This is a genomic window from Xanthomonas vesicatoria ATCC 35937, assembly GCF_001908725.1.
Taxonomy (GTDB): Bacteria; Pseudomonadota; Gammaproteobacteria; order Xanthomonadales; family Xanthomonadaceae; genus Xanthomonas; species Xanthomonas vesicatoria.
In genome coordinates, this window is sequence record NZ_CP018725.1 from 2,900,834 (window position 1) to 2,927,674 (window position 26,841).

A 26,841-nucleotide genomic window follows, 5' to 3' on the forward strand; every position below is an offset into this window, starting at 1 on the left:
GGGTCAAATGCGGGAGAATCTGTGGATAACGTTGCGCCGTGGTCCGAGCAGAAAACTATCCACAGGTTTTACCGCAAGGCCAGGGGCACTAATCCAATGACTTTCATGCGCTGAATTGTCTTTGGAAACAAATAGTTATGGTGGTTATCCGCTGAAAACGGCCCTACCATCACCACCAAGCTTTTGATTTATTCCATATCTTTTAAAGCATAGGGGCACGGAACCACATGCGTTTTACACTGCAGCGCGAAGCCTTCCTCAAACCGTTGGCCCAAGTGGTCAATGTGGTCGAACGCCGTCAAACCCTGCCTGTGCTGGCCAATCTGCTGGTGCAGGTCAAGGACGGACAGGTCTCGTTGACCGGCACGGACCTGGAAGTGGAAATGATCTCGCGCACGATGGTGGAAGACGCGCAGGACGGCGAAACCACGATTCCGGCGCGCAAGTTGTTCGACATCCTGCGCGCCCTTCCCGACGGTAGCCGCGTCACCATCTCGCAGACCGGCGACAAGGTCACCGTACAGGCCGGACGTAGCCGCTTCACGCTGGCGACGCTGCCGGCCAATGACTTCCCGTCCGTGGACGAGGTCGAGGCGACCGAACGTGTCGCCGTGCCGGAAGCGGCGTTGAAGGAGCTGATCGAACGCACAGCGTTCGCGATGGCGCAGCAGGACGTGCGCTATTACCTCAACGGCCTGCTGTTCGATCTGCGCGACGGGCTGCTGCGCTGCGTGGCCACCGATGGTCACCGTCTGGCGCTGTGCGAAACCGAGTTGGAAAAAGCTGGCGGCGCCAAGCGCCAGATCATCGTGCCGCGGAAAGGCGTGACCGAGCTGCTGCGCTTGCTGGAAGCGGCCGATCGTGAGGTCGAACTGGAAGTCGGTCGCAGCCATATCCGCGTCAAACGCGGCGATGTGACGTTTACCTCCAAGCTCATCGATGGGCGCTTCCCGGATTACGAAGCAGTGATCCCGATCGGCGCAGACCGTGAGGTCAAGGTGGATCGCGAAGCGTTGCGTGCTTCGCTACAGCGTGCGGCCATCCTGTCGAACGAAAAGTACCGCGGCGTTCGCGTGGAAGTCTCACCGGGGCAGTTGAAGATCAGTGCGCACAATCCTGAGCAGGAAGAGGCGCAGGAAGAAATCGAAGCCGATACCAAGGTCGACGACCTGGCGATTGGCTTCAACGTGAACTATCTGCTGGATGCGCTTTCCGCGTTGCGCGACGAGCATGTGGTGATTCAGCTGCGCGATGCCAACTCGTCCGCACTCGTGCGTGAGGCAAGCAGCGAGAAGTCCCGCCATGTGGTGATGCCGCTGCGTCTCTGACGTGGCGTTCCACGTGGAACACGAATGCCCGGCGAGAGTCGGGCTTTTTTTTGTGTCCCGGGTTTCGAGGTAATGGCTGTTATGGCCAAGAAACTTCGATGAGAACGAACGTCTCTTCATCCAGGAGCTTCGACGAAGCCGTTGCGGGTGCGTTTGCTAATTAGGTCGCCGCAACGATTCGAAATCTGGCGCTAATCCACGCGTGGGGAGCGTGTGCTCCTCTCGGTCTGTTTGCCTCGCCGGCCCGTGAGCTTCCAACAGCTCACCTAGGACGGCAATCGCAGTGCAACCAGCGTTGCGATTAGATGTTGTCGGACCCGTTATTGGCCAACATCACAGATGCTCGCGCCCAGTTAAGGGGGTCACGACTGGCGCGTACGTCCCTCTGGAAAGAGTGGACGCCTTCGTTCACATTCGCAATCGCCCGGGTTGCAAAATCTAGACCGGCCAATTTCGATCATGACGCATATCGAGTTGTTGGAAATCGAGGCACAGTGCCGACTCTCGCGTGCTGTCTCAGCGCGTATGAGATAAGCGCAGTTTTCCCCGGATGCATTTTTTTTTGTGATTTTTTACAAACAATGAATGAATTCATTAAAGACCAGGGCGCGGCTGTTGTCGACTGTCTTCGCCCTACCCGAACCAGCTTTTTGACTTATGCACATCCCGCTCTGCTTTTAAAAATAGAAATAAACTAAGAGCTTGGTGGTGATGGTAGGGCCAGATTTCGCTTGAAAGTAGGTCAAGTGATTGTTTTTACTGCATTTCTAGGCATCGAAACCCTGTGTTTTAACCGCCCTTTCCCGCCGTTTAACCTGTGGATAAGGTCAAAGGACTCTTCTAACTCCGATTTTGTCCCCAAGTTATCCCCAGCCTGCGCAGACGTGCTTGGATCTACCTATCGCGCGTATTTCGTATCAATCACGTATCCTGCGCAGCGACCGGGGAGCCGGATCAGAACCCGGAGCAGATTGATCGATGCACGTCGTGCGGTTGTCTATTCATCGGCTTCGTCGCTTCGAGGCAGTCGAGCTCTATCCCACCAGCGCCTTGAACCTGCTGACCGGTGATAACGGCGCGGGCAAGACCAGCGTGCTCGAAGCACTGCACCTGATGGCATATGGCCGCAGTTTCCGTGGCCGTGTGCGCGACGGGCTGATTCAACAAGGCGCCAGCGATCTGGAAGTCTTCGTCGAATGGCGCGAAGGCACAGGAGAAGCCGGGGAACGCTCAAGGCGTGCAGGACTGCGCCACACCGGACAAGAGTGGACCGGGCGGCTTGATGGCGAGGATGTCGCGCAACTCGGCTCGCTTTGCGCGGCGCTGGCGGTGATCACGTTCGAACCGGGAAGCCATGTCCTCATCAGCGGCGGTGGTGAGCCGCGGCGCCGGTTCCTGGACTGGGGTTTGTTTCACGTGGAACCTGACTTTCTGGCACTGTGGCGGCGTTATGCACGTGCACTCAAGCAGCGCAACGCCCTGCTCAAGCAAGGGGCGCAGCCGCGCATGCTTGATGCTTGGGATCATGAACTCGCCGAATCGGGGGAAACGCTCACCTCCAGACGCTTGCGCTACCTTGAGAGGCTTCAAGAACGCCTGATACCGGTTGCCACTGCGATTGCACCATCGCTAGGGCTGTCGGCGCTGGAGTTCGCGCCGGGATGGAAGCGGCATGAGGTCTCGCTTGCAGACGCTCTCCTGCTGGCACGCGAACGAGACCGCCAGAATGGCTATACCTCGCAGGGCCCGCACCGCGCCGACTGGGCGCCCCGGTTTGACGCACTTCCCGGCAAGGACGCCCTGTCGCGTGGCCAGGCCAAACTGACCGCGCTAGCCTGCCTGCTCGCTCAGGCCGAGGATTTCGCCCACGAGCGTGGCGAATGGCCAGTAATCGCACTGGACGACCTAGGCTCGGAGCTCGATCGGCATCATCAGGCCAGCGTGCTGCAGCGGCTTGCCGCCGCACCGACCCAGGTGCTGATCACTGCGACGGAAACACCCCCGGGCCTCGCTGACGCCGGCAAGCTCCTATATCGGTTCCACGTGGAACATGGGAAGGTCAGCGCAGAAGTTGCGGCTAGTTAAGAACCCACGCGTGTGCGTAGCGAGCACATCTCAGTTTGGTGTGGGGCGCTAAGCCCAGGAGCAAATGAATGGAACACGCCGAACGGGGCGCTAGCCCCGCCGGCGTTGAGGCGCGTGCATCGCGTTGATCGGCGCTTAAGCCCACGGGCAGAGCGGGCCGACTGGTATAATTCGCCCGCTATCCCCTTTTTCCCACGGTGCGATGCGGCTCCTGCCGCCTACGCCCGTGTTGTGGAGTTAACGGCACGCGCATGACCGACGAACAGAACACCCCGACGACACCCAACGGCACTTACGACTCCAGCAAGATCACCGTGCTGCGCGGCCTGGAAGCCGTCCGCAAGCGCCCCGGCATGTATATCGGCGACGTCCACGACGGTACCGGCCTGCATCACATGGTGTTCGAAGTAGTCGACAACTCGGTCGACGAAGCCTTGGCCGGCCATGCCGACGATATCGTGGTGAAGATCCTGGTCGACGGCTCGGTGGCGGTATCCGACAACGGCCGCGGCGTGCCGGTCGATATCCACAAGGAAGAAGGCGTCTCGGCGGCCGAGGTGATCCTCACCGTGCTGCACGCTGGCGGCAAGTTCGACGACAACAGCTACAAAGTGTCCGGCGGCCTGCACGGCGTGGGCGTGTCGGTGGTCAACGCGCTGTCCGAGCACCTGTGGCTAGACATCTGGCGCGACGGCTTCCACTACCAGCAGGAATACGCGTTGGGCGAGCCTCAGTACCCGCTCAAGCAGCTGGAAGCATCGACCAAGCGCGGCACCACATTGCGTTTCAAGCCAGCCGTGGCCATCTTCAGCGATGTCGAGTTTCACTACGACATCCTGGCGCGCCGCCTGCGCGAGCTGTCGTTCCTCAATTCCGGAGTCAAGATCGCGCTGATCGACGAGCGCGGCGAAGGCCGTCGCGACGATTTCCATTACGAAGGCGGCATCCGCAGCTTCGTGGAGCATCTGGCGCAACTGAAGTCGCCGCTGCACCCGAACGTGATCTCGGTGACCGGCGAGCACAACGGCATCGTGGTGGACGTGGCCCTGCAATGGACCGACGCCTACCAGGAAACCATGTACTGCTTCACCAACAATATCCCGCAGAAGGACGGCGGCACGCATCTAGCCGGCTTCCGCGCGGCGCTGACGCGGGTGCTCAGCAGCTACATCGAGCAAAACGGCATCGCCAAGCAGGCCAAGGTCGCACTGACCGGCGACGACATGCGCGAAGGCATGATCGCGGTGCTGTCGGTGAAGGTGCCCGACCCCAGCTTCTCCTCGCAGACCAAGGAAAAGCTGGTCAGCTCGGACGTGCGTCCGGCGGTGGAAAACGCCTTCGGTGCGCGCTTGCAGGAGTTCCTGCAGGAGAATCCGAACGAAGCCAAGGCCATCACCGGCAAGATCGTCGATGCCGCGCGCGCGCGCGAAGCCGCCCGCAAGGCGCGCGACCTGACCCGTCGCAAGGGCGCACTGGACATCGCTGGCCTGCCCGGCAAGCTGGCCGATTGCCAGGAAAAGGACCCGGCGTTGTCGGAATTGTTCATCGTCGAGGGTGACTCGGCAGGCGGTTCGGCCAAGCAAGGCCGCAACCGCAAGAACCAGGCGGTGCTGCCGCTGCGCGGCAAGATCCTCAACGTCGAACGCGCGCGCTTCGACCGCATGCTGGCCTCCGACCAGGTCGGCACGCTGATCACCGCGCTGGGCACCGGCATCGGCCGTGACGAATACAACCCGGACAAGCTGCGTTACCACCGCATCATCCTGATGACCGACGCCGACGTCGACGGTTCGCACATCCGTACCCTGCTGCTGACCTTCTTCTACCGGCAGATGCCGGAGTTGATCGAGCGCGGCTACATCTACATCGGCCTGCCGCCGCTGTACAAGCTCAAGCAGGGCAAGAGCGAGCTGTATCTGAAGGACGACGCGGCGCTCAATGCGTATCTGGCCAGCAATGCGGTCGAAGGCGCGGCGCTGATCCCGGCGACCGACGAGCCGCCGATCACCGGCGAAGCATTGGAAAAACTGCTGCTGCTGTACACCAGCGCCAACGAGGCGATCGCGCGCAATGCTCACCGTTACGACCCGGCGCTGCTCACCGCGTTGATCGACCTGCCCCCGCTGGATGTGGCGCAACTGCAGGCCGAAGGCGATGTCCACCCCACCCTGGACGCACTGCAGGCGGTCCTCAACCGCGGCACCCTGGGCACCGCCCGCTACCAGTTGCGTTTCGATCCGGCGACGGAAAACATCGCTGCAACGCTGGTTGCCATCCGCCGGCACATGGGCGAGGAATTCACCCAAGTGCTGCCCATGGGCGCGTTCGAAAGCGGCGAGCTACGTCCGCTGCGCGACGTGTCGCTGGCATTGAACGACCTGATTCGCGAAGGCGCGCAGATCGTGCGTGGCAACAAGACCCACGCGATCACCAGCTTTGCGCAGGCGCATGCCTGGTTGCTGGAAGAGGCCAAGCGTGGCCGTCAGGTGCAGCGCTTCAAGGGTCTGGGCGAAATGAATGCCGAGCAGCTGTGGGAAACCACGGTCAATCCGGACACGCGCCGGCTGCTGCAGGTTCGCATCGAGGACGCCGTGGCCGCCGACCAGATCTTCAGCACCTTGATGGGCGATGTCGTGGAGCCGCGTCGCGACTTCATCGAGGACAACGCGCTGAAGGTGTCCAACCTGGATATCTGAGCCGCCTGTGTCGTACCGGCGCAACGCTGCGGCGTTGTGCCGCCGACCCGGTGTTCGCAGGACGACGATGAGCACAGACCTTCCGCCCTCCCCGGCACCGCCCAGCGCTGCCGGCCGCCCCCCGTTGCCGCCCGTGTTGCTTGGTTTCGGCATCGACGTCTTGATCGCCGTCGGCCTGTTGCTCAGCCTGAGCGTGGCCGGTTTTGCGGTCTGGGGTGCGGTACGGGGCATTGGGTATGCGCAGACGGCCAAGGCGCAGGGCCTGACGCCCTCCGCCGCCGAGGTCATGGCCGCAATCGGCCAACCCGGGGTGATGGTCCAATTGCTTACCGCCCTGGTCAGCACCGCCACGCCGGCCGTGCTGCTGTACTTCTGGCGCCGCCGCGCCACCCCTGTTGAGCAGGTCGCCTCGCGCGTAGCGGTGCGTCGTGCGTCCACGTGGGGCTGGACCGCCCTGATTGCCTTTGCGGTGTTTGTGCTCAGCAACCTGGTCAGCGTGGTCGCCTCGGCACTGGGCATCAAACCGGTGCCGACCAACCTGCCGCTGATGGAAGAAGCCATCCAGCAGTGGCCGCTGGCACTGGTGCTGTTCGCGGTGGTGATCGCTCCGGCCTACGAAGAACTGTTGTTCCGGCGCGTGTTGTTCGGTCGCCTATTGGCCGCCGGCCGCCCCTGGCTGGGGATCGCCTTGAGCGGCGCCTTGTTTGCGCTGGTGCACGAAGTGCCCGGCATCAGTGGCAACGGCCCTGCGGCCATCGCCCAGCTGTGGCTGGTCTACGGCAGCATGGGCGCGGCATTTGCCTGGCTGTACTGGCGTACCGGCACGCTGTGGGCGCCGATCGCCGCGCACGGTATCAACAACGCCACTGCCCTGGCCGCGTTGTACTTTTTCGGGATCGGGTAAGTCGGCTCAGCGCCGCGATGGGCATGTTGCCAAGGCCATCGTGATCGGTACCCGTGATCGATCTGCCCGGCACTTCACCCCGAACCAAGCGCGCGATGGGGCGTTTATCTAAGCGTCGTTCGCCGCGTTTTGTTGCCCGATCCGAGCTGCTTGACGAAAAGTTAAGACGAGCCTGCCAAAATGGCGGCCGGATTCAGGGGGATCGAATGAAAGCCAGGTTGTTGATCGTTGTTGCCGTCCTCGCGTTGACGGCATGTGCCACCACCACCTCGCCTACCGGCCGCCGTCAGGTGGTGGGTGGTGTGTCGCAGGAGCAGCTCGACCAGTTGGGTGCGCAGTCGTTCGCGCAGACCAAGGCTAAGGAAAAAGTCAGCACCGATGGCAAGCAGAACGCCTACGTACAGTGCGTGGTCAATGCGCTGGTGGCGCAATTGCCAGTGCAGTGGCGCGAAACCAAGTGGGAAACCGCGTTGTTCGTCGATGACGAAGCCAACGCGTTTGCCCTGCCCGGCGGCAAAGTTGGGGTGAACACCGGCATCTTCACTGTGGCCAAGACGCAGGACCAGCTGGCTGCCGTGCTGGGGCACGAAATCGGCCACGTGATTTCGCGCCATCACGAAGAGCGCATCACCCGCCAGCTCGGGACACAGACCGGGCTGGGCATCATCGGCGCCCTCGCTGGCGCGGCGTATGGCGATGGCGCGGCCAGCGCAGTGAACCAGGTCGGCGGCATGACCGCACAGACGGTGTTCCTGCTGCCGGGGTCGCGCACCCAGGAAAGCGAAGCCGACGTGGTCGGTCAGCGGCTGATGGCCCAAGCCGGCTTCGACCCGGCCCAGGCGGTCACGCTGTGGCAGAACATGATGGCTGCCAGCGGCAATCGTCAACCGCAGTGGCTGTCCACCCACCCCGACCCGGCCAATCGCATTCGCGAGCTGCAGGCCGACGTCAGTCAGCTCGAGCCGGTATACCAGCAGGCTCGGCAGGCCGGACGCGCCCCACGGTGTGGCTAGGTGCCGGGCGAGGTGACACTGCTATCGATGCTGGCGTCCCTGAGATCGCCCAATCGCCTGCTGTAGCGGCCTGGCATCGGCGCATCGCCCGCACCACACGCTCACTCTCGATCCCTTACCGTTAGTCGCCCTAAGCACCTGCACCATGTCCCGATTGCCGCACCACAACATGGAAACCGTTTTCGGGAACTGAGACTTTCTGCTAAGTTTGCCGGCTCAGATTTTTCGTACAGCTTCCATTCCGCTTTTCGCACCGCCCAACGGCGGCTCGTCCGAGGTGAAACATGAAACTGCTCAACCGCAAGCAAGCCCTGTTGTCCCTGTTCATCGCAGCGTCCCTGGGCGGGGCTGTGGTCACCGATGCGGTCGCGCAGTCGGACCGTTCTTCCGAACGTGCCGCGCGCAAGTCCAAGGGCAATGGCAAGGCCGAAGAGCTGTATCCGCAGGCGACCCGTCAGGCGCCGACGATCAAGCCGTCGTCCAAGCTGAGCAGCAAGCTGCAGAAGTTGATCGAAACCTTCAACAAGGGCGAAGACTATCCGGGCGTGCGCAGCCAGGCCGACGAGATCCTGGCCAACAGCGCTGCCAACGAAGCCGACAAGGCGCTGGCCGCCCAGCTGGCCGCGCAGGCCGCCTATAACCTGGACGACACCGCCGGCGCCAAGAAGTACCTGCAGCAGGCCATCGGCCTGAACGCGTTGGACAACAACGGCCAGTTCCAGTCGATGTTGATGCTGGCGCAGTTGCAGATGCAGGACGATCAGCAGGCCGAAGGTCTGGCCACGCTGGACAAGTATCTGGACGAGAGCAAGTCGCAGCGCCCGGAAGACCTGATCCTCAAGGGTCAGGCGCTGTACCAGGCCGAGCGCTACAAGGAAGCGATCCCGGTGTTGAAGCAGGCCATCGCCGCCTCGCCCGAGCCGAAGGACACCTGGAACCAGCTGCTGATGGCTTCGTACGCCGAAGCCGGCCAGACCGGTGAAGCCGTGGCCGCCGCCGAAGCGCTGGCCGCCAAGACGCCCAACGACAAAAAGGCGCAGCTCAATCTGGCCAGCATGTACATGCAGGCCGACCAGATGGACAAGGCGGCCGGCGTGATGGACAAGCTGCGCGCCGCGGGCCAGTTGACCGAAGAAAAGGAATACAAGCAGTTGTATTCCATCTACGCCAACACCGAGAACAAGGAAAAGGACGTTATCGCGGTCATCAATGAAGGTATGCAAAAAGGCATCCTCAAGCCTGATTATCAGACATACCTCGCGCTCGCGCAGTCTTATTACTACAGCGAGGACGTGCCGAAGGCGATCGAGAATTGGCAGAAGGCCGCACCGCTTTCCAAGGACGGCGAGACCTATCTGAATCTGGCCAAGGTGCTGCATTCGGAAGGTCGCATCCCGGAGGCCAAGCAGGCCGCGCAGCAGGCGATCGCCAAGGGCGTCAAAAAACCCGAAGACGCCAAGAAGATCATCAACCTGAAGTAAAAAAGAAAATAAACCCCCGAAATCCCTGTGTTTTTAGTGGTTACAGGACTCGGGATTGGTATAAGCTTGGGAGTTCCTGCGGTGTCAAAGCCGTCCGAAAACCTGGGGATCATCACAGTGATCCGGGCCCCCACTGAAAGAGCCATTGGCGCATGACGGAACAACTCGTTATCCACAGGCATGACTATGATGCCGGGAACCAGGGTCTGAGCTGGGCCCGCATTATCGGTATTGCTTTTGTAATTGCCCTGCACCTCACTGCACTGATGATGTTGCTGATCCCTGCAGTGGCGCCGAAGGCTCCGGCAGAGAAGGAGCGCACCACCATGGTTACCTTGGTGGATGCACCGCCTCCTCCCCCGCCGCCGCCGCCGCCGCCGCCGGAAGACAAGCCGCCACCGCCGGTCAAGAATCTGTCGCCGCCGAAGCCGTCACCGGTTCCGCCGCCGCCGGAAGCTCCGGTGGTCGACGTTCCCGAACCGCGTCCCAGCGATATCGTCACGCCGCCGAGCCCGCCGGCTCCGCCGCAACCGCCGAGTGACATCGGCGCCAGTGTCGATATCTCGTCCAAGAACATGAACCCGCCGAAGTACCCGCCGGCTGCATTCCGTGCCGGTGTCCAAGGTGAGGTCATCCTGATCGTGGATGTGGATGCCAGCGGCAACGTGACCAATGTGTCGGTCGAAAAGTCCAGCCGCAACCGCGACCTTGACCGTGCCGCGATGGACGCAGCACGCAAGTGGAAGTTCAACGCCTCCACTGTCAACGGGCAGAAAGCCGCCGGACGTGTCCGCGTCCCGGTCAACTTTGCTCTGAACTGATCCCACGGGCCGGCCACGGCCGGCCCAGGATCCTGTCTTCCTTTCGCTCCACCCTTCATCACCACACACAACAAAGGTAAGCGTCATGCTGCAGGAATTCTTTATCGCCGCCGCTGCAGGGGGCTCCAATCCGTCGGCCGCTCTGTCGCAGATGGGCTTCGAGCACTTGATCACCGAAATGACCTCCAGCCCCGGCGACTTTGCCGTGTCTTGGGTCGTGTTGATCACCCTGATCGCTATGTCCGCCGCCTCCTGGTACTGGACTGTCATCAACATCTTCCGCGCCACCCGCCTGAAGAGCGCGGCTGACCGCGTCACCACCGCGTTCTGGGATGCCCCGAACGCGCAGGACGCGATCCGTGCCATGGAAGAACAGCCGGCTTCTGAGCCGTTCTCGAAGATCGCGCTGGACGCAGCCCAGGCTGCTGCTCACCATCAGCGTGCCGAAGGCAGCACCGGTGGTCTGGGCGAGAGCCTGAGCCGTTCGGAGTTCGTCGACCGCGCCCTGCGTCAGGCCGTGACCCGCGAAAGCACCAAGCTGCAGTCGGGCATGACCCTGCTGGCGACCGTCGGTGCGACCGCGCCGTTCGTCGGTCTGCTCGGTACCGTGTGGGGCATCTACGGTGCGCTGATCAAGATCGGTGCAACCGGTTCGGCCTCGATCGATGCCGTGGCCGGCCCGGTGGGTGAAGCGCTGATCATGACCGCGATCGGTCTGTTCGTTGCTATCCCGGCCGTGTTCGCGTTCAACTTCTTCTCCAAGGTCAACAGCTCGGTGATCGCCAAGTTCGACACCTTCGCCCACGACCTGCACGACTTCTTCGCCACCGGTTCGCGCGTTCGCTAATCCGGTCGTAAAGAACGCCTTCGCAACGATTTAGACGGAGCCCGTTATGGCCTTCAGTAGTGGAAACAGCGGTGGCCCGATGGCCGACATCAATGTGACGCCCCTGGTGGACGTCATGCTGGTGCTGCTGATCATCTTCATCATTACGGCACCGCTGATGTCCCACAAGGTCAAGGTGGAGCTGCCAGAGGCCAACTTGATCCAGAAGGAAGATGCGGAGAAACGCGCCGCGCCGATCACTCTGGCCGTCAAGGAAGATGGGTCGCTGTACTGGAACGACGAGCCGATCTCCAAGGAAGCCTTGGAGTCGCGCCTGTCCACCGCCGCACAGCAGACCCCGCAGCCGCCGCTCAACCTGCGCGGCGACCGCACGACCAAGATGCGTACGATCAACGAGATCACTAAGATCGCGCAGGGTCAGGGCATGCTGGACGTCGGTTTCGTTGCAACCAAAGTGAAGGGGCAGTAAGCCATGGCATTTAGTACTGGTGGAAGCCGTGGGCCGATGGCCGACATCAACGTCACGCCCCTGGTGGACGTGATGCTGGTGCTGCTGATCATCTTCATCGTGACTGCGCCGATCATGACCTACCCGATCGCCGTGGATCTGCCGCAGCGGGTGCTCAACCCGCCACCGCAGACGACTGAGCCGCCGCCGCCGATCGAATTGCGGATCGACGCCAGCAACCAGGTGTTCTGGAACAACAGCCCGACGCCGGTTGATCAGTTGCAGCAGAAGATGGAAGAAGTGGTCCAAGCCGATCCGACCAATCAGCCGGAACTGCGCATCGATGCAAATCAGGATGCGGAGTACGAAGTGATGGCGAAGGTGCTGGCCGCTGCGAAGAACTCGCAGATGAAGAAAATCGGCTTCATGCAGCAGTAAACGTATCTGCAAGATCGCAACACAACAGTCATGACGCGACTGCAACGCCACCGGAAACGGTGGCGTTTTTTTATGCCTGCTCCATACGGGTTGGTAACCGCGCATTCGCGGGCTCGATTACATGAAAAAGCAGTGGACCGCCACGTTGCCAGCGCGGGTACTGAGAGTTTTCAGAACGGTTTAGACAGCTGACAACCTGCTGTACTCACCCTCAGGCAGGCACCGGCGCTGTTGGAATGGCATGTGCCACTCCTACGCTCCGCTTCTGAGCGCGTCGTCCATACCCACATAACCACTACTCGCTACGTTTTGTTAGCCGCTCTTAATGCAGAAGACTGCCTCTTGCTGATAATGCAGATGGCGCCGACTTTATCGCTTAGAGATTGTCTTTAATCACGCGCACAGCGCTGAGTTAATGACGCTTGCTCATAATGCGGGCAAGGTGGTGCATGCGTGCACAGGTTCCGGCATTGCACGTAGCCAGACGACAATTCGCTAGGTACGAAGGTGAGATGTGGCCGGGTCACGGATCAGAACGGTTAGGCGATCAGCTAGATCGCTCGCTCCAACATATTGCATGCGGCCGGACCAGAACTCACAGGGTTATGTCATCGGCGATACGTCTACTTGGGCACGTGATTCTTTGCAGGGACACGCCGCCCGCACGTTCAAGACCGCTTGTGCTGCGACCCATCTCGGTGCCTCCTCCAAGGGGCATTGCCAGGTGTATGCTCGGTCATGCAGCACCCACGATCACAACAGCACCGGAGGCAGTCATGGCTTTCAGTACGGTAGGGAATCGGGGACCACTGGCGGAGATCAATGTCACGCCGCTGGTGGATGTCATGTTGGTGTTGTTGATCATCTTTATCGTCACCGCGCCTATGGTGACACGCACGATGACGCTGGACTTGCCGCAGCCCCCCAGCCAGCCGCGCGTGCAGCTTGAGCCGCCCGAACCGATCGCTCTGCGGCTTGATGCAGATGGCCAAGTGTTCTGGAATGCCAGCCTAGTGAGCCTGCAGGACCTGCAGCCGCGCTTGATTGAACAGATGCGTGAGACGTCAGGCAACCAGCCCGAGTTGCGCATCACTGCCAGCCAGGACGCCGAATATGCGGTCCTGGCCAAGGTGCTGGCCGCCGCCAAGAACGCGCAGGTAGAGCGCATCGCCTTCGTGCAATAAGTCGCGAAGAACCGTGCGTGCAGGTGCCCGATTGGCTCGCGCAGCGTGGCTCGATGTGCTGCGTGAGCCGTACCGCAACGGCGTGGAGGCACTGCAGCACTTCTCGCCCATCCGAATGGCTTGCTGTGGCGATGGTTGCCAACGTCACAAGCCGCTGGTTGCGGTTGATCCTTAGCCGCAGCCCGCGGCGTGCCAATTGGCCGTCATGGTGCCAAGCGACGTTCTTCGCTACGCCAAACCTGTCCGTAACCAATCACCAGTGCGGCGTCGCGAGAGCACTTTGCAGATGCGAAGCAGTTAGCAGACTAGAGCCGTTACTAGGACTATAACGCTGCCGCTAAGTGGTGTGGCTGGTGCTCGGTGCGGCACGCAGTACGTGTACATTTCGGTTCTGAGTGTGCCATGCACACCCACCCGACTACTGCTCTCTACATTTGGTTGGCCGCTTAGAAGGCGCATACGAGCGTGTTGCATGCGCATCGTAGATCCCACCACTATGTGCCCGCGCAACGTTGGTGAAACAAAAACGAATACGAAAATACCGCTACGAAAACCGCGCAGTGGGCTACGTCTGCGTGCCGACGCTGCGTAGCAGCTGCACATACGCACGCACGGTTGCGTCCAGGCCTGCGTACAAGGCCTCGCTGATCAGCGCGTGGCCAATCGATACTTCCAGCACGCCGGGCACGTTGGTGAGAAAATCGCCAAGGTTGGCTTGCGACAGATCGTGCCCTGCATTGATTCCCAACCCCGCGGTGGTGGCACGCCGCGCGGCGTTGGCAAACAGGTCCAGTTCGGGTTGCGGCTGGCCGCTCGCATACGCCTGCGCATATGGACCGGTATACAACTCGACACGGTCCGCCCCCAGCGCGCCGGCCTGGGCAAGCCGCGGATTGCCCGCATCCACGAACAGGCTGACCCGGCTGCCCAGCGCCTTGAATGCGCCGATCAGCTCGCTCAGTTGGGTGGTGTCCTGCGCAAAATCGAAGCCGTGGTCGGAGGTCAGTTGCCCATCGCTGTCGGGGACCAGGGTGACCTGCTCGGGACGTGTGGTACGGCACAGCTCCAGCAGCCCCGGATAGCCGTCGCGCGATGGTGCGAAGGGATTGCCTTCGATATTGAACTCGACACCGTGTTCGCGCGTGAGTGCGCTCAGCGCCAGCACGTCGTCGGCGCGGATATGCCGCTGATCCGGACGCGGATGCACGGTGATGCCATGCGCGCCGGCGGCGATGCAGGTGCGTGCCGCCTGCAACACGTCCGGGTCGTGCCCACCACGGGAATTGCGGATGACCGCGATCTTGTTGACGTTGACGCTGAGCTGGGTGGTCACGACATGGTTCTCTAAGCTTGCGGCTCGCCGTCGCGGGTTGCTGCAAGCGCCGCCGCCTTACGGGCCTCGGCCAGCTCGCGCAGCCGGCGCAGTTCCGCCGGGTCAATCATGCTGCTGGTATCGCGCTGGGTGTCGTCCATGCGCGCGGCGAACCAGCCCCGGGTCCACAGCAGCAGCAGCACCAATGCCACCAACAGCGACATCACCAGCAACCACACGTGCGGCGTGCTGAAGGCCAGCACCAGCGCGCCCAACGCCATAAGCAGAAACAGCCAGTGCATGACAAGCTCCCCAATGAGTGGCGGCAGTGTAGCGCCGCGCCCGCTCCGGTTCCACGTGGGCCGGGGCCGCTCAGAGCAACGGCGACAGCAGCCGTGCGAAGGCTTCGGGCAGGCGCGAGCGCCACAGCGGACGGCGACGCACGAAGCGCACTTCCTGCGCCCGTTGCATGTCGGTGTCGATCATTCCGGCCAGCTCGGCGGCTACCGCCTGGTCGCGGAACAGCATCGACAGCTCGAAATTCAGCCGGAAGCTGCGGCTGTCGAAATTGGCGCTACCGACAATGCAGACCTCGTCGTCGGCCAGTAGCGCCTTGGTGTGCAGCATGCGCGGGCCGTATTCGTAGATGCGCACGCCGGCTTCGAGCAGTTCGTCGAAGTACGAGCGCGCGGCATAGGTGACCAGGCGCGAGTCGCTGACGCGCGGGACCAGCACACGTACGTCCAGGCCGCCCAGCGCAGCGGAGGTCAGCGCCATACGCGCGGCCTCGCCGGGAACGAAATACGGGGTGACCAGCCAGACCCGGTGCTTGGCCTCGTGAATGGCGGCGACCATCAGGCGGTGGATGGCTTCCCACGACGAATCCGGGCCGGACACGAGCACCTGCGCATCTACCATGCCCTGTGCACGCGTGGGCACGTCTTCTGGCCAGAGCCTCTGGCCATGAAAGGCGGCGCGTTCCTGCCGGGTGGCATACAGCCAGTCTTCCAGAAAGACCAGCTGCAGGCTACGTACCACATGGCCCTGCAGGCGCACATGCAGGTCGCGATACGCATCGCTGCGCACCTGCTCGTTCTCTTCGTCGGTGACATTGATGCCGCCGGTGAAGCCGATCCTGCCGTCGACCACGACCACCTTGCGGTGGGTACGCAGGTTCAGCCACGGCCGCTTGACCGGCTTGAGGAACTGCGACGGATGGAACCAGGCGGTTTCCACCCCGGCATCGCGCAACCTGCGCAGCGCGCGCCGGGTCATTGCCGATGAGCCGATCGCATCCATCAACAGGCGCACCTTGACCCCGGCGCGGGCCCGTTCCATCAGCGCATCGCAGATCGCGGTGCCACTGTGGTCGGGCTGGAAGATGTAGTACTCCAGATGGATGTGGTCGCGTGCGCTGCGGATCGCCTCGATGATGGCCGCATACGTCGCTGCGCCATCCACCAGCCAATGCACCTCGGTGGCGCTGCTTGGCGCCAGGCCGGTCGTGGATTGGGCGATCTTGGCCAGCTCGGTGCAATCGGCATCCGGCGGGCAGACGCTGCTGTAGCTCTCCATGCCCGAGCGCGAACGCCCGCGCCGCAGCCGCTGGCGTTTGACTTTCTGCGGGCCCAGCCAGTAATAGATCAGCAGGCCCAGGTACGGGAGCGCGGCCAGCGACAGCACCCAACTCAGCGTGGCCACCGGCTCGCGCTTTTGCAGCACGATCCAGCTGGCGATCCACAGCAGGTAGAGCACGTAGGCGGCGAGGAGGAGCGCTTCGAGATGGGGAATGTTGGCCAGCCAATCCCACGCGCCCTGAGCAAGTGCGAGCATGGGCGGATTCTACGGGGCGCATGCCTTGTTGCGATGACCGTGGCGCCAATGCCGTGGTGCTTGTGCACCGGCCTGAAAGCTTCATGGTGTCGAACGGATGGTCGCGCCGTATGAGACCTGCCGGCCGTACGATGCGCCGATGGCAAGCGCAATCAAGGGCCGGGGTGCGACCGGTTATCTGCCCGGACGGTTCGAAGTCACCACCGAGCATGCGGTGGACGATGGCTGGTACGCGGACGACAGCGAGGAGTTCGCTGCGGGCGTGCTGCGCACGCAGGTCACCGAGGAGACCGCGCGCACCATCATCAGCCGCAACCAGTCGCCGGACATCGGTTTCTCGCAATCGGTCAACCCGTATCGGGGCTGCGAGCATGGCTGCAGTTACTGCTTTGCGCGGCCCTCGCATGCGTATCTCAATCTGTCGCCCGGTCTGGATTTCGAGACCAAGCTGTTCGCCAAGACCAATGCGCCGCAACTGCTGCGGCACGAGTTGGCGCGGCCGAGCTATGTGCCCAGCCCGATCGCGCTGGGCATCAATACCGATGCGTATCAGCCGATCGAGCGCAAGCGCGCACTGACGCGGCAGTTGATCGAGGTGCTATGGGAAACGCGGCACCCGTTCACGCTGATCACCAAGAATGCGTTGGTGACGCGCGATCTGGATCTGCTGGCACCGCTGGCGCGCGAGAATCTGGTCAACGTGCATTTTCGGTAACCACGCTGGACCCGCAGGTGTCGGCCAAGCTGGAGCCGCGTGCGTCCGCACCGCATGCGCGCCTGCGCGCGATGCGAACGCTGCACGACGCCGGCGTGCCGGTCGGCGTGATGGCCGCGCCGGTGATCCCGTGGATCAACGACCATGAGCTGGAAGCGATTCTGCAGGCTGCCGCCGAAGCGGGCGCGCGCAGCGCCGGCTACGTGCTGCTGCGGCTGCCGCATGAAGTGGCGCCCTTGTTCCGCGACTGGCTGCAGACCCATCACCCGCAGCGCGCCGCGCATGTGATGAGCACCATCCAGCAGCTACGTGGTGGCAAGGACTACGACGGCACCTTCGGCACTCGCCTGCGTGGGCAAGGCGTCTATGCCGACTTGCTGGCACGCCGCTTTGCGCTCGCGCATCGCCGCGCAGGATTCGAAACGCGCGCGATCCCTGCGCTGGACTGCAGCGCTTTCCGTCGCCCTGCTCCGCCAGCAAAGCCGATGCCCGACTCGCCGCAGGGGGTGTTGTTTTAGCTGCGGGAAGTGGGGAATCGGGATTGGGGATTCGCAATGGCGGTGGCGCGTCGATCGATCAGTCCGATTCCCCGCCATGCGGTGCCTAGAATGACTGGACGGTCCAACGGATTGCGATGAGTGATGCCGTCGTCGCTCATGCCAGCAAGCGGGTCAACCCAAGGCTGTCGTTCTGACAGCAGCAACCAGCCATAGAAATGAAACCACCAGGCAACGACAGCGAAGAGACGCTGTTGCCGTTGCGATTCCCCAATCCCGATTCCCTACTCCCCGCCGTAAAGCGCCTGCGCCGATTGGAACAGGATCCAGCTGGTGGCGATGAACTTGTCGCCGCCGACCGGACGGTTGCCGCGGTGGGTGTGGGTGAAGGCGGTCGGGGCGATCAGCAGGCTGCCGGTCCGCGGGCGCGCCTTGCGTTGCTGGAACAGGAATTCGGTCTCACCCTGTTCGAACTCGTCGTTGAGATACAGCGTCCACAGCAGATGCCGATGCAGCGTGTCGGCGCTGGCATCGCGTGGGTACAGCTCGCAATGCCAATACGGGTAGCCGCCCTGATCGGCGGTGTACCACTGCAGGTTGATCGCGCCCGGACGCAGGCAGGTGCGCGCCAGATCGCCCAGCGCCTGGTCGCTCATCTGCGCGATGTCCTCGGCCACCAGCCGATGCGGGGTGCCGTCGGCGGTGGTGACCTGCAGCATCAACGGCGAGATGAGTGCCTGCGGATACTGCCGCAAATAAGCCAGCACGCCGTCGAACACCGCGTGTTGCAGGCGGCTTTCCACCTCGGCCCACGCTGCAACACCGCTGATGCGCAGATCGCGGCTGTGTTTGAGCTCGGGAAACACGCCCCCACCGATACGGCCGGGATGCAGCTGCTGGCTGTTGCGCATACGCTGCACGATCGCCGCGCAATCGGCGGCCGAGACAGCGTTGTCGGTGATCTGGATAAAGTCGGGTTGGCTCATGCGCACGACCATAGCAACCTGCAGCGCGGCCTGCACAGCCCGCTCGGCATGGCGCTGTAAAGCACTGCGCAGGGAGTCAATGCGCATGCATGACCTGGCTGTTTCAACGGTGGCTTCTGGGTCCTCCACGCTCTCACCTCTGCGCAATGCTTGATCGCTCGCATCGGCTTGCAGTGAGGGATGCCTTCGATGGAGTGCGACGCGCAACGGTGTTGCTACCGCGCGCAGCTTGCCAAGGACAGCTGTTCGATAAGCAAGATGCCCAACGGATCTCCAACGCGTCGAGCCTCATGCATCAACGTGGGGGAGCACGCGCCTTCGATCACCATGCTGCATCGGCGGAATGTCGCCCATCACTGATCGCCGCCTGTTTGCCAGGTCGGCGGCGTCGCGGCGTGATTGCTGAGCGCGACCTGGCGCCAACGCTTGGCAACAAGATCACCGCGCGTGGCCTCTGTCGATGCAGCCGATCGGCCCAGCGGCTTACGGTGCCAACGCACGATGCCAGCGCGGCACCCAAAGAAAAACCCCACCGAAGCGGGGTTTTTCTGTGTGCAGTGCGTGGTACGACGATCAGAACTTGTAGTTGATCGAAGCAGCCAGCACGTCGCCCTTGACCTTATAGCTGCCCGCCAGGCGGTCGCCGGTGGCACTGCGGGTGTCGCTGGTCGGGTCGCTGGTGAACAGGTGGGTGTAACCGAAGTTGTATTCGGCCTGCTGCGACGGACGCCAACTCAGACCCAGCGACACCCACTTGCGGCTGGCATCGGGCACGCGCACGTCGCGGTGCTCGGCGGTGGTCGGGGTCTGGTCGTAAGCCAAGCCGCCACGCAGGGTCAGCGTGTCGCTCATGCGGTAGTCGGCACCGATCGAGGCGAAGGTGGTGTCGCGGTAGGAGAAGTCCAGCACGCTGTCGGGCTGGTTGGAGGCGAAGTCCACGGTCACCTGGTCGAACTTGCTCCAGGCGGTGCGGGTGACGTCGGCCATGATCGACCACTGCTCGTTCACGTTGTGGGTGAAGCTGGCGGTGGCGCTGGCCGGCAGCTTGACGGTGGCGCGGCCCTTGGTATCGACGAAGGTGCCCGGTGCGGCCTGTGCCAGCACGGCGGCGGCGTTAGGCGGGGTGGTGAAGTCGGCGTCGCCGTCGGTGATCTTGTGTTCCACTTCCGAGCGGTAGCTGAAGCCGATGTGGGTGTTCTCGTCGATGCTGAACAAGCCACCCAGGGTGAAGCCCACTTCGGTGCTGTCGCCCTTGATGCGCGAGTAGCCGTCGGCGCTGCCCGGTGCAAAACCCGGCGCGCGGCGCGCAGCCAGGATGCTGCCGAAATCGACCGCGTTGGCCAGATCGATATCCAGACGTTCGGCGAACACCGAGGCACCGAAGGACACGTACGGGTTCACGTCATAGGAGAACGCGACATTGAAGTCGATCGCCTGCAGCTCGGTCTTGGTGCCGTGGTAGCGGCCGGCCCAGTTGCGGTCGTATTCGGTCTTGAAGCCGAACGGCACAGTGAGCGAGGTGCCCAGGTGCATGTTGTTGTTTTCGCCGAACGGCACATGGAAATACATGGCCGGGACCGGCGCGATCATGCCGGCGTCGCCGCCGTTGCCGCCGGAAACCGGGGCGCCGTTGGCGTAGGTGGCGGTCTCGGGGTTGAACTTGGCCGAGAAGCTGATGGCGCTGACGTCAGCCTGGAACAGGCGACCGTCCAGCTGGCGCATGCCGGCCGGGTTGTTGGCGATGATCGAGGCATCGTCCGGGGCGCTGCCCGAACCTGCGAATGCGCGGCCGAGGCCCTTGGCGCTGTTTTCCTTCAGCTGAAAGGCGGCACCGTGTGCCTGGCCAACGGCCAGAACGCCAGCGATACCAACGGCCAGCAAGGTGGCGCGGCTCAAAGTGGAAGCGGTAGACATGAGTTGTAGCTCTCCGGATAAGACTGCAATGGTCGGTTCAGCGCCCGCGCCCAGCACCAATCCAGTGCCCGGAGCGCGCCGGAGACCCCCCCCCGACATACGACGCCGTACGCAGTATACCCACCCCGATTAACCGAACAATAACGACTTTCGTCCTGAACGCGCGGTTGGGTTGGGGCTGGGTTCAGGCCCGTGGACCGGCTATTGTGCGACTCCGATGTTCGTCTCCCTCCCCTCCCGCAAAAAACCCACCCGGCGTTGGGCGGTGCCGCTGTTGTTCGCCACGGTTTGGCTGGCCTACCTGTGGTCGATCAGTCGGCCGGGCGAAGCGCGCAATACGCTGTGGCTGGACTGGGGCGCCCTGTCCAGCGGCGTCTCCAATCTGGGCGACTGGTGGGCAACCCTGCGCGACGGCAGCGTGCTGCGGTTGTTCACGGCGTTGTTTTTGCATGCCGATTGGTCGCATCTGCTCGGCAACCTGGTGTTTTTGCTGATCTTCGGGCTGCCGGCCGAGCGCATCCTGGGACCGTGGCGCCTGCTGCTGCTGTTTCTGGTCGGCGGTGCGGCTTCCAACCTGGCCGCGATCTTTGCAATCGGCACGCCGGACCGGGTGATCATCGGCGCCTCGGGCGCGGTGTCGGCGTTGATCGGCACTTACCTGGCCTTGTTCCCCGGCGCCAAGCTGGGCGTGGTGCTGCCGCTGGGACTGTTCCTGGAATTCATCCGCGTGCCGGCACCGCTGCTGATCGGTGCCTGGGCACTGCTGCAGGTGGTGTTTGCTTATATCGGCCCGGCGTTTGGCATGGTGGCGTGGTCGGCGCACATCGCCGGCTTTCTGTTCGGCATCGTCTACGGGTTGTATGTGCGCGCAGCCATCGCGCGGCGGCTGCGCAAGCGCCACGGGTTCTAGCGCGGCACCTACGTGCATTGCGGCTGCATGCGCATGCCGACGCGTTGCGCTGCGTCCATCTAATGGCGCGCCTATAATCGCCGCATGTCCAAGCCACTGTACAAGGTCACCTTTCTCAATCACGGCAAGGTGTACGAGCTCTACGCGCGCGAAGTGACCGGCAGCCATCTGTGGGGCTTCAACCAGATTGGCGAGTTGGTATTCGACGTGCACGACGGCCTGGTGGTGGACCCCACCGAAGAACGCCTGCGCGAAGAGTTCGGCAACACCAAGACCTTGCACCTGCCGATGCAGAGCATCGTGCGGATCGAAGAAGTCGAAAAGAAAGGCCAGTCGGTGATCCGCGATGCGACCACCGGCGACAAGGTGGTGAGCTTCCCGGTGCCGACCAAGCCACGTTGATGCGCATCCTGGTGCCCGACGATTACCAGGGCGCGGTGCGCCACCTGCCCTGCCTGCAGCGACTGGTGGGTCACGATGTGCAGGTGCTCGGGGCATTGGCTACCGATCCCAACGAATGGGCCGAGCGCCTGGTGGAAGCCGATGCGCTGGTGCTGATCCGCGAGCGTACCCGCGTGGATGCGACCTTGTTGCGGCGCTTGCCGCGGCTCAAGTTGATCAGCCAGACCGGACGCGTCGGCACGCATGTGGATGTGGCGGCGTGCACCGAGTTCGGGGTGGCGGTGGCCGAGGGTGTTGGTTCGCCAGTGGCGCCGGCCGAGTTGACCTGGGCGCTGATCCTGTCGGCCAGCCGCCGCCTGACCGAGTATCAGCGCGCGCTGCATCAGGGCCGCTGGCAGGCGCTCGGTGATCCCGGCCTGGGCCGATCGCTGCATGGGCGCACGCTGGGGATCTGGAGTTATGGGCGCATCGGTCAACGCGTGGCCGGGTTCGGGCGCGCGTTCGGCATGCAGGTGCTGGTGTGGGGCGGCGACGCCTCGTGCGCGCAGGCTGCGCGCGATGGCTACGCGATTGCGGGCAGTCGCCAGGAGCTGTTCGAGCGCAGCGATGTGCTGTCGCTGCATCGCCGGCTCACTGCGCAGACGCGCCATCAGGTAACCGCGCAGGATCTGGGGCGCATGCGCCTGGATGCTTTGCTGGTCAACACCAGCCGCGCCGAACTACTCGCCCCTGGCGCCTTGCTGGCCGCGCTGGATGCCGGCCGGCCCGGGCAAGCGGCGGTGGATGTGTTCGAACGCGAGCCGGTGCTGGACCCGCGCGACCCGTTGCTGCAGCACCCGCGCCTGCTGGCCACACCGCATCTGGGGTATGTGGAGCGCGACAGTTACGCGCTGTATTTCGAAGCCGCCTTCGACAATGTGCTCGCATTTGCTGCCGGCACGCCGCGCAATCTGGTCAATCCAGAAGTGCTGGCACTAACGCGCTAGCGCGTGTTGCGTGATGAATCGAACAGGCAGAGGCAAAGAGCCGTGCACGCGAACGGCACAGCGATGCGTACAGAAAGGGCATGGACGGAGTTTGCACACGCGCTGGAGCGGTGGAGGACTTCAATCGGCGTCCGAGACAGCCCCGCAGGCCGCAGGCAACCCATGCAACTGGTCGATCTGTAAAGCGTGATGATTGCGCGGTCAATGCACGCCGAGTGAGTGATTGGACGACGCAAACGCGCTCCTGTTTACGCCCAAACATCTCGTGTAGCGTGCACAGACATTCCATGCGGAATGGCGATGATGCGTCCCACAAAGACGGCGTTCTGCTAGCGACGGGTGTTGTCACTCATTGACACGGTGACCGACGTCCACGGTGACGGATATTCCTGGAGACAACGAATAACGCGTGTTCTGCACTGCACGCATTACGGCAGTCATCAAGCGACTCTGCGTCAAACACGATAACCGCAGCATGCACTGCGCGCTGTGCAATACATACACAGCTTGGTGGGACACGCTGCACACACTAGCGCACACGCTGCGGATAACGCGCGTGCGATCCGCATCCAGCTGATCGCACGCGCATCTCGTCGCGGGCCTTACTTGGTCGGTTCGGCTGGCGTCGATGTGTCTGTCGGTGCCGCCGGTTCGGCAGGTGTCTGCTGGTCCGCAGGTGCTGATGGCTTGGCCGGGTCAGCCGGGGTAGCTGGCTTGGTTTTCTCGCTTGGCGCCGCCGGCCTGGCCTTGTCGGTGCCCGCCGGGCGCGCTGCTGCCGGCTTCGGCTCGGTGGCCGCCTTGGTGGCTGCCCTCGCCTTCTGCGCGGCCTGGGCTTTTGCCTTGAGCGCGGCCTGCGCCTTGGCGGCCGAGCCGGGCTGCTTGAGTTCGGACAGCGCCGCAGCAATCGGGCCGTCGCCCGGCAACACATCGCCGGCGCTGTAGCCTTCTTCGCCCTCGTCGTCGCCACGCAAATGGCCGGGCAAGGTGGCTTCGCTGTAGTCGGTCAGGCTGGCCGGCACATCGGCGTCGCCCGGCTGCGGTTCGGGGGTCAGGAGCACTTCCGGCACGATGCCGCTGGCCTGGATCGACTTGCCGCTGGGCGTGTAATAGCGCGCGGTGGTGAGCTTGACCGAATCGCCGTTATCCAGCGGCAGCACGGTCTGCACCGAGCCCTTGCCGAAGGTGCGGCTGCCGATGATGCGCGCGCGCTGGTTGTCGCGCAGCGCGCCGGCCAACACTTCCGAGGCGCTGGCCGAGCCGGCGTCTACCAGCACCACCACCGGTGCACCGCCGAGCAGGTCGCCCGGGGTGGCATCGAACTTGGCGTCGCTGATCGAGATGCGCCCGCGGGTGCTGACGATGTTGCCCTTGTCGAGCAGGTCGTCGGCCACCTGCACCGCCGAGGTCAGCAGGCCGCCCGGGTTGCTGCGCAGGTCCAGCACCAACCCGCGCAGTTTTCCGCCGGCCTGCAGCTGTTTGAGGTTCTTCTGGAAATCGGCACCGGTATCGGCCTGGAAGGTGCTGATGCGGATGTAGCCGTAGCCCGGCTCCAGCATCTTGCTGCGCACGCTGGCCACGCGGATGGTCTGGCGTTGCAGGGTCACATCGAACGGCTTGGGCGCCTTGTCGCGCACGATGGTCAGGGTGACCTTGCTGCCGGATTCGCCGCGTAGCGGTTCCATCGCCTTGCTGGCATCGATCGGCTTGCCGTCGATGGCCACGATGACATCGCCTGCGCGAATGCCTGCGCGCGCCGCCGGCGTGTCGTCGATCGGCGCGATCACCTTGAGCGTGTTGTCCTGCTGCTGCAGCAGCTCCACGCCGATGCCGTCGTAGGCGCCGCTGGCCTGTTCGTCGAAGGCTTCGGCATCTTCCTTGTCGAAATAGGTGCTGTGCGGGTCCAGGTCCGAGAGCAGGCCGCGCACTGCCGCGTGCATCAGCTTCTTGTCTTCCACCGGGTCGACGTAGGCCTGCTTGACCGCGTTGTACACCGCCACGAAGCGGCGGATTTCGTCCAAGGGGACCTTGGAGACGGCGGCTTCATTGGCTTCCGGATCGTCCGCAGTGGCCTGGGCGGCGGCAGCGGGGCCAGCCTTTTGCGCCCAACCGGGCGACGCGAACAAGGCCAGCGACAGGGCAACGGACAGGACGGCTACGCGCATGAAGCACTCCGACAAAGAGATAAGACGCCCCACACGACGGAGCTGACCGGATTATGCGCGAAGCAGCGGTAAATCCGCGTTGAATTGCGCGCAGGGCGCAGGGGCAGTTCGGTGGCGGCCAGCTGGCAGGCCACACACGCACGGATGTGCGTCGCTCCGTTGCCGCGGGATAGCTGCCATTGGCCTGCGGCCAGCGTGCAGCGCATGGGCGTCTGGCTGCACCGCTGGCCAGCGACCGAGGGCGGCGCCATGCACCGAGCCGGTCTGTCTCCGGACACCGCGGCACTGCAAGATCTCGCGGGATTGGCCGGCAATGCCGCAGCGGCACAACGCATCACATCAGCGCAATACCGCCGCAACGCGCTGGCGAGCAGTGCCCAGCCGATGCGATGACCCCGGCACTCGGCCAGAACGCATCGATGCCGATCAACGACGACGGCAACCATCTGCAGCACGTCCGCCCCGTACGATGCGCGGCGTCCGCACGAGCGCACCACCCACCGCAGTTAGCGCCGCTGCAACCAGCTCGATGGGTCGACCGGCTGCCCATTGCGTCGCAATTCGAAGTACAGCGCCGGCACGCCCTGCCCGCCGGAACTGCCGACCTTGGCCACCGCCTCGCCGCGCTTGATCGATGCACCGGCATCGCGCAACAACGTGTCGTTGTGCGCGTACAGACTCATGTAGCCATTGCCGTGGTCCACGATCAGGATCATGCCGTAGCCGGTCATCCAGTCGGAAAACACCACCGTGCCGTCTGCCACTGCGGTGACGGTGCTGCCCTTGGGCGCGCCGATCAGCACGCCCTTGCTGGTATGGCCATCGGGCAAGGTGGCGTTGAAGCGCGCCAGCAGATTGCCCGATACCGGCCAGCTGAGCCCACCGACCTTGGGCGCCGGTGCGCTGGCGACGACCTTGGGTGGTGTCTTGCCGGGACGCTCGGGGCGATCGGTCTTGCCGCGTTTGGCCTGCGCGGCGGCTTCGGCGGCAGCACGTTTGGCGGCAGCGCGACGTTCGGCTTCGGCCTTGGCCGCGGCCGCGCGCAGATTGGCGAGCAGTTGCTCCAGCGACTTGGCATCCTGGCCCAACGCCTTTTCGCGTTCGGCACGTTGCTTATAGCGATCGTCCAGTTGCGCGACGGTGGCCGCCTGCTGCGAACGGTCCTTCTGCAAGGTGGCGGCCTGCGCCTTTTGCTGCGCGCGTGCGGCATCCAGTGCCTGGCGCCGGGTGGCGATGTCCTGTTCCACTTTTGCCAGTGCATCCAGCTGCGTGGTCAGCGCGTGGATGCGCTGCGCGCGCGCGTTCTGCACGTAGCGGTGATCGGCGAGCATGCGGTTGGCATCGCCCACCGTGTCCTGCGACAGCAACACCTTCAACGGTGCGTTGCGGCCCACCTGGTCGGCGGCGCGCAACAAAGCGGCCAGCTGCGCGCGCTGATTCTGCAGGCCACGCTGCAATTGCGCGCGGTCCTGCTGCAGCGTGGACAGATGCTGTTCCTGCGCGCGCATCGCCGCTTCGGTTTCGCTCAGGGCACGCGCGGTCTTGGCGACTTTTTCGTCGGCCTGGCGCAGTTGCTGGGCCGCGGTGCCGCGCTTGCCTTCCAGCTCGCGCCGGTCGGCACTGATGGTCTTGAGTTCATCGCGCAGCTGCTGCAGCTTGCGCTCGGTCTCGCGCTGGTTCTGCGCGCCCGCGCCGGCGCTGCCGAGCAGCAGGCAGGCCAGCACGCTTGCGGCCAGCCACCTGCGCCCAACGCCGGTGGCGGAGACGAGCGGCGGACGCGGCAGCAGTACGGGCGAAGGGGGCAACGAAAGTTCCAGTGACTTCAGGCAGGTGCGCGATTGTAGCCAAGCATGGTGTGATCGCTGCCACGCCCAAGACA

The 26,841-nt window shown here is 63.6% G+C and carries 21 protein-coding genes, 2 other RNA genes and 1 pseudogene; 17 read left to right on the forward strand and 7 right to left on the reverse strand.

Annotation, left to right across the window (positions count from 1 at the left end):
• Positions 1-227: 227 nt before the first annotated feature.
• The 13 genes from dnaN (at position 228) to BJD12_RS12595 (ending at position 13,689) form a co-directional block, all read left to right on the forward strand.
• Complete coding sequence (gene dnaN, locus BJD12_RS12535; protein WP_005991691.1) at positions 228-1,328, forward strand: DNA polymerase III subunit beta; 1,101 nt, start codon at positions 228-230, stop codon at positions 1,326-1,328.
• Positions 1,329-2,306: 978 nt separating this feature from the next.
• Entirely contained in the window at positions 2,307-3,413 is a 1,107-nt protein-coding gene (gene recF, locus BJD12_RS12540; protein ID WP_042827931.1) for a DNA replication/repair protein RecF, read from the forward strand.
• A gap of 251 nt (positions 3,414-3,664) precedes the next feature.
• Positions 3,665-6,109: a DNA topoisomerase (ATP-hydrolyzing) subunit B gene (gene gyrB, locus BJD12_RS12545; RefSeq protein WP_005991689.1), complete on the forward strand. Its 2,445-nt coding sequence runs from the start codon at positions 3,665-3,667 to the stop codon at positions 6,107-6,109.
• Between the two features lie 67 nt (positions 6,110-6,176).
• Complete coding sequence (locus BJD12_RS12550; protein ID WP_039422098.1) at positions 6,177-7,013, forward strand: CPBP family intramembrane glutamic endopeptidase; 837 nt, start codon at positions 6,177-6,179, stop codon at positions 7,011-7,013.
• 206 nt (positions 7,014-7,219) lie between these two features.
• Entirely contained in the window at positions 7,220-8,026 is an 807-nt protein-coding gene (locus BJD12_RS12555; RefSeq protein WP_005991687.1) for a M48 family metallopeptidase, read from the forward strand.
• Between the two features lie 284 nt (positions 8,027-8,310).
• Positions 8,311-9,507 (forward strand): tetratricopeptide repeat protein, encoded by a 1,197-nt coding sequence (locus tag BJD12_RS12560; RefSeq protein ID WP_005991686.1) that lies wholly within the window; start codon positions 8,311-8,313, stop codon positions 9,505-9,507.
• Positions 9,508-9,659: 152 nt separating this feature from the next.
• Complete coding sequence (locus BJD12_RS12565; RefSeq protein WP_042827930.1) at positions 9,660-10,328, forward strand: energy transducer TonB; 669 nt, start codon at positions 9,660-9,662, stop codon at positions 10,326-10,328.
• 85 nt (positions 10,329-10,413) lie between these two features.
• Positions 10,414-11,175, forward strand: a complete 762-nt coding sequence (gene exbB, locus BJD12_RS12570) for a TonB-system energizer ExbB (protein ID WP_005912445.1) — start codon at positions 10,414-10,416, stop codon at positions 11,173-11,175.
• 46 nt (positions 11,176-11,221) lie between these two features.
• Entirely contained in the window at positions 11,222-11,644 is a 423-nt protein-coding gene (locus BJD12_RS12575) for an ExbD/TolR family protein (protein WP_005912447.1), read from the forward strand.
• 3 nt (positions 11,645-11,647) lie between these two features.
• A complete protein-coding gene (locus BJD12_RS12580) occupies positions 11,648-12,061 on the forward strand; it encodes an ExbD/TolR family protein (RefSeq protein WP_039411682.1) in 414 nt (137 codons plus the stop codon).
• A 241-nt stretch (positions 12,062-12,302) separates the two neighbouring features.
• A non-coding RNA gene (locus BJD12_RS12585) (sX9 sRNA) lies at positions 12,303-12,379 on the forward strand.
• Positions 12,380-12,837: 458 nt separating this feature from the next.
• Positions 12,838-13,245, forward strand: coding sequence for an ExbD/TolR family protein (locus BJD12_RS12590; protein WP_005991683.1), 408 nt, complete (start codon positions 12,838-12,840; stop codon positions 13,243-13,245).
• A gap of 367 nt (positions 13,246-13,612) precedes the next feature.
• Positions 13,613-13,689, forward strand: a non-coding RNA gene (locus tag BJD12_RS12595) — sX9 sRNA.
• 121 nt (positions 13,690-13,810) lie between these two features.
• Here BJD12_RS12595 and BJD12_RS12600 read toward each other — a convergent pair.
• From BJD12_RS12600 to cls, 3 genes are all read right to left on the reverse strand, one after another.
• Positions 13,811-14,578: a pyridoxine 5'-phosphate synthase gene (locus BJD12_RS12600; RefSeq protein WP_005991682.1), complete on the reverse strand. Its 768-nt coding sequence runs from the start codon at positions 14,576-14,578 to the stop codon at positions 13,811-13,813.
• 11 nt (positions 14,579-14,589) lie between these two features.
• Complete coding sequence (locus BJD12_RS12605) at positions 14,590-14,859, reverse strand: hypothetical protein (RefSeq protein ID WP_005991681.1); 270 nt, start codon at positions 14,857-14,859, stop codon at positions 14,590-14,592.
• A 70-nt stretch (positions 14,860-14,929) separates the two neighbouring features.
• The gene (gene cls / locus BJD12_RS12610; protein WP_005991680.1) at positions 14,930-16,390 is read right to left on the reverse strand and encodes a cardiolipin synthase; all 1,461 of its coding nucleotides are present in this window, start codon (positions 16,388-16,390) and stop codon (positions 14,930-14,932) included.
• A gap of 139 nt (positions 16,391-16,529) precedes the next feature.
• Between cls and BJD12_RS12615 the strand changes: the two are divergent.
• Positions 16,530-17,623: pseudogene (locus tag BJD12_RS12615) on the forward strand (PA0069 family radical SAM protein).
• A 263-nt stretch (positions 17,624-17,886) separates the two neighbouring features.
• Here BJD12_RS12615 and BJD12_RS12620 read toward each other — a convergent pair.
• On the reverse strand, positions 17,887-18,588 hold the full coding sequence (locus BJD12_RS12620) for a 2OG-Fe(II) oxygenase (RefSeq protein WP_042827935.1): 702 nt from the start codon (positions 18,586-18,588) through the stop codon (positions 17,887-17,889).
• Between the two features lie 573 nt (positions 18,589-19,161).
• Positions 19,162-20,502 carry an outer membrane protein transport protein gene (locus BJD12_RS12630; protein ID WP_039424852.1) on the reverse strand — a complete coding sequence of 447 codons (1,341 nt, stop codon included), beginning with the start codon at positions 20,500-20,502 and terminating at the stop codon, positions 19,162-19,164.
• Between the two features lie 217 nt (positions 20,503-20,719).
• Between BJD12_RS12630 and BJD12_RS12635 the strand changes: the two genes are divergently transcribed.
• From BJD12_RS12635 to BJD12_RS12645, 3 genes are all read left to right on the forward strand, one after another.
• Positions 20,720-21,412 carry a rhomboid family intramembrane serine protease gene (locus BJD12_RS12635; protein WP_039424850.1) on the forward strand — a complete coding sequence of 231 codons (693 nt, stop codon included), beginning with the start codon at positions 20,720-20,722 and terminating at the stop codon, positions 21,410-21,412.
• Positions 21,413-21,496: 84 nt separating this feature from the next.
• Entirely contained in the window at positions 21,497-21,814 is a 318-nt protein-coding gene (locus tag BJD12_RS12640) for a DUF1820 family protein (protein WP_005991669.1), read from the forward strand.
• Entirely contained in the window at positions 21,814-22,800 is a 987-nt protein-coding gene (locus BJD12_RS12645; RefSeq protein WP_005991667.1) for a D-2-hydroxyacid dehydrogenase family protein, read from the forward strand. Before BJD12_RS12640 ends, BJD12_RS12645 begins: the two co-directional genes overlap by 1 nt.
• A 602-nt stretch (positions 22,801-23,402) precedes the next feature.
• Here BJD12_RS12645 and BJD12_RS12650 read toward each other — a convergent pair.
• Both BJD12_RS12650 and BJD12_RS12660 read right to left on the reverse strand, forming a co-directional pair.
• Positions 23,403-24,962 (reverse strand): S41 family peptidase, encoded by a 1,560-nt coding sequence (locus BJD12_RS12650; RefSeq protein ID WP_005991665.1) that lies wholly within the window; start codon positions 24,960-24,962, stop codon positions 23,403-23,405.
• 506 nt (positions 24,963-25,468) lie between these two features.
• Entirely contained in the window at positions 25,469-26,767 is a 1,299-nt protein-coding gene (locus BJD12_RS12660) for a murein hydrolase activator EnvC family protein (protein WP_042827928.1), read from the reverse strand.
• Positions 26,768-26,841 lie beyond the last annotated feature (74 nt).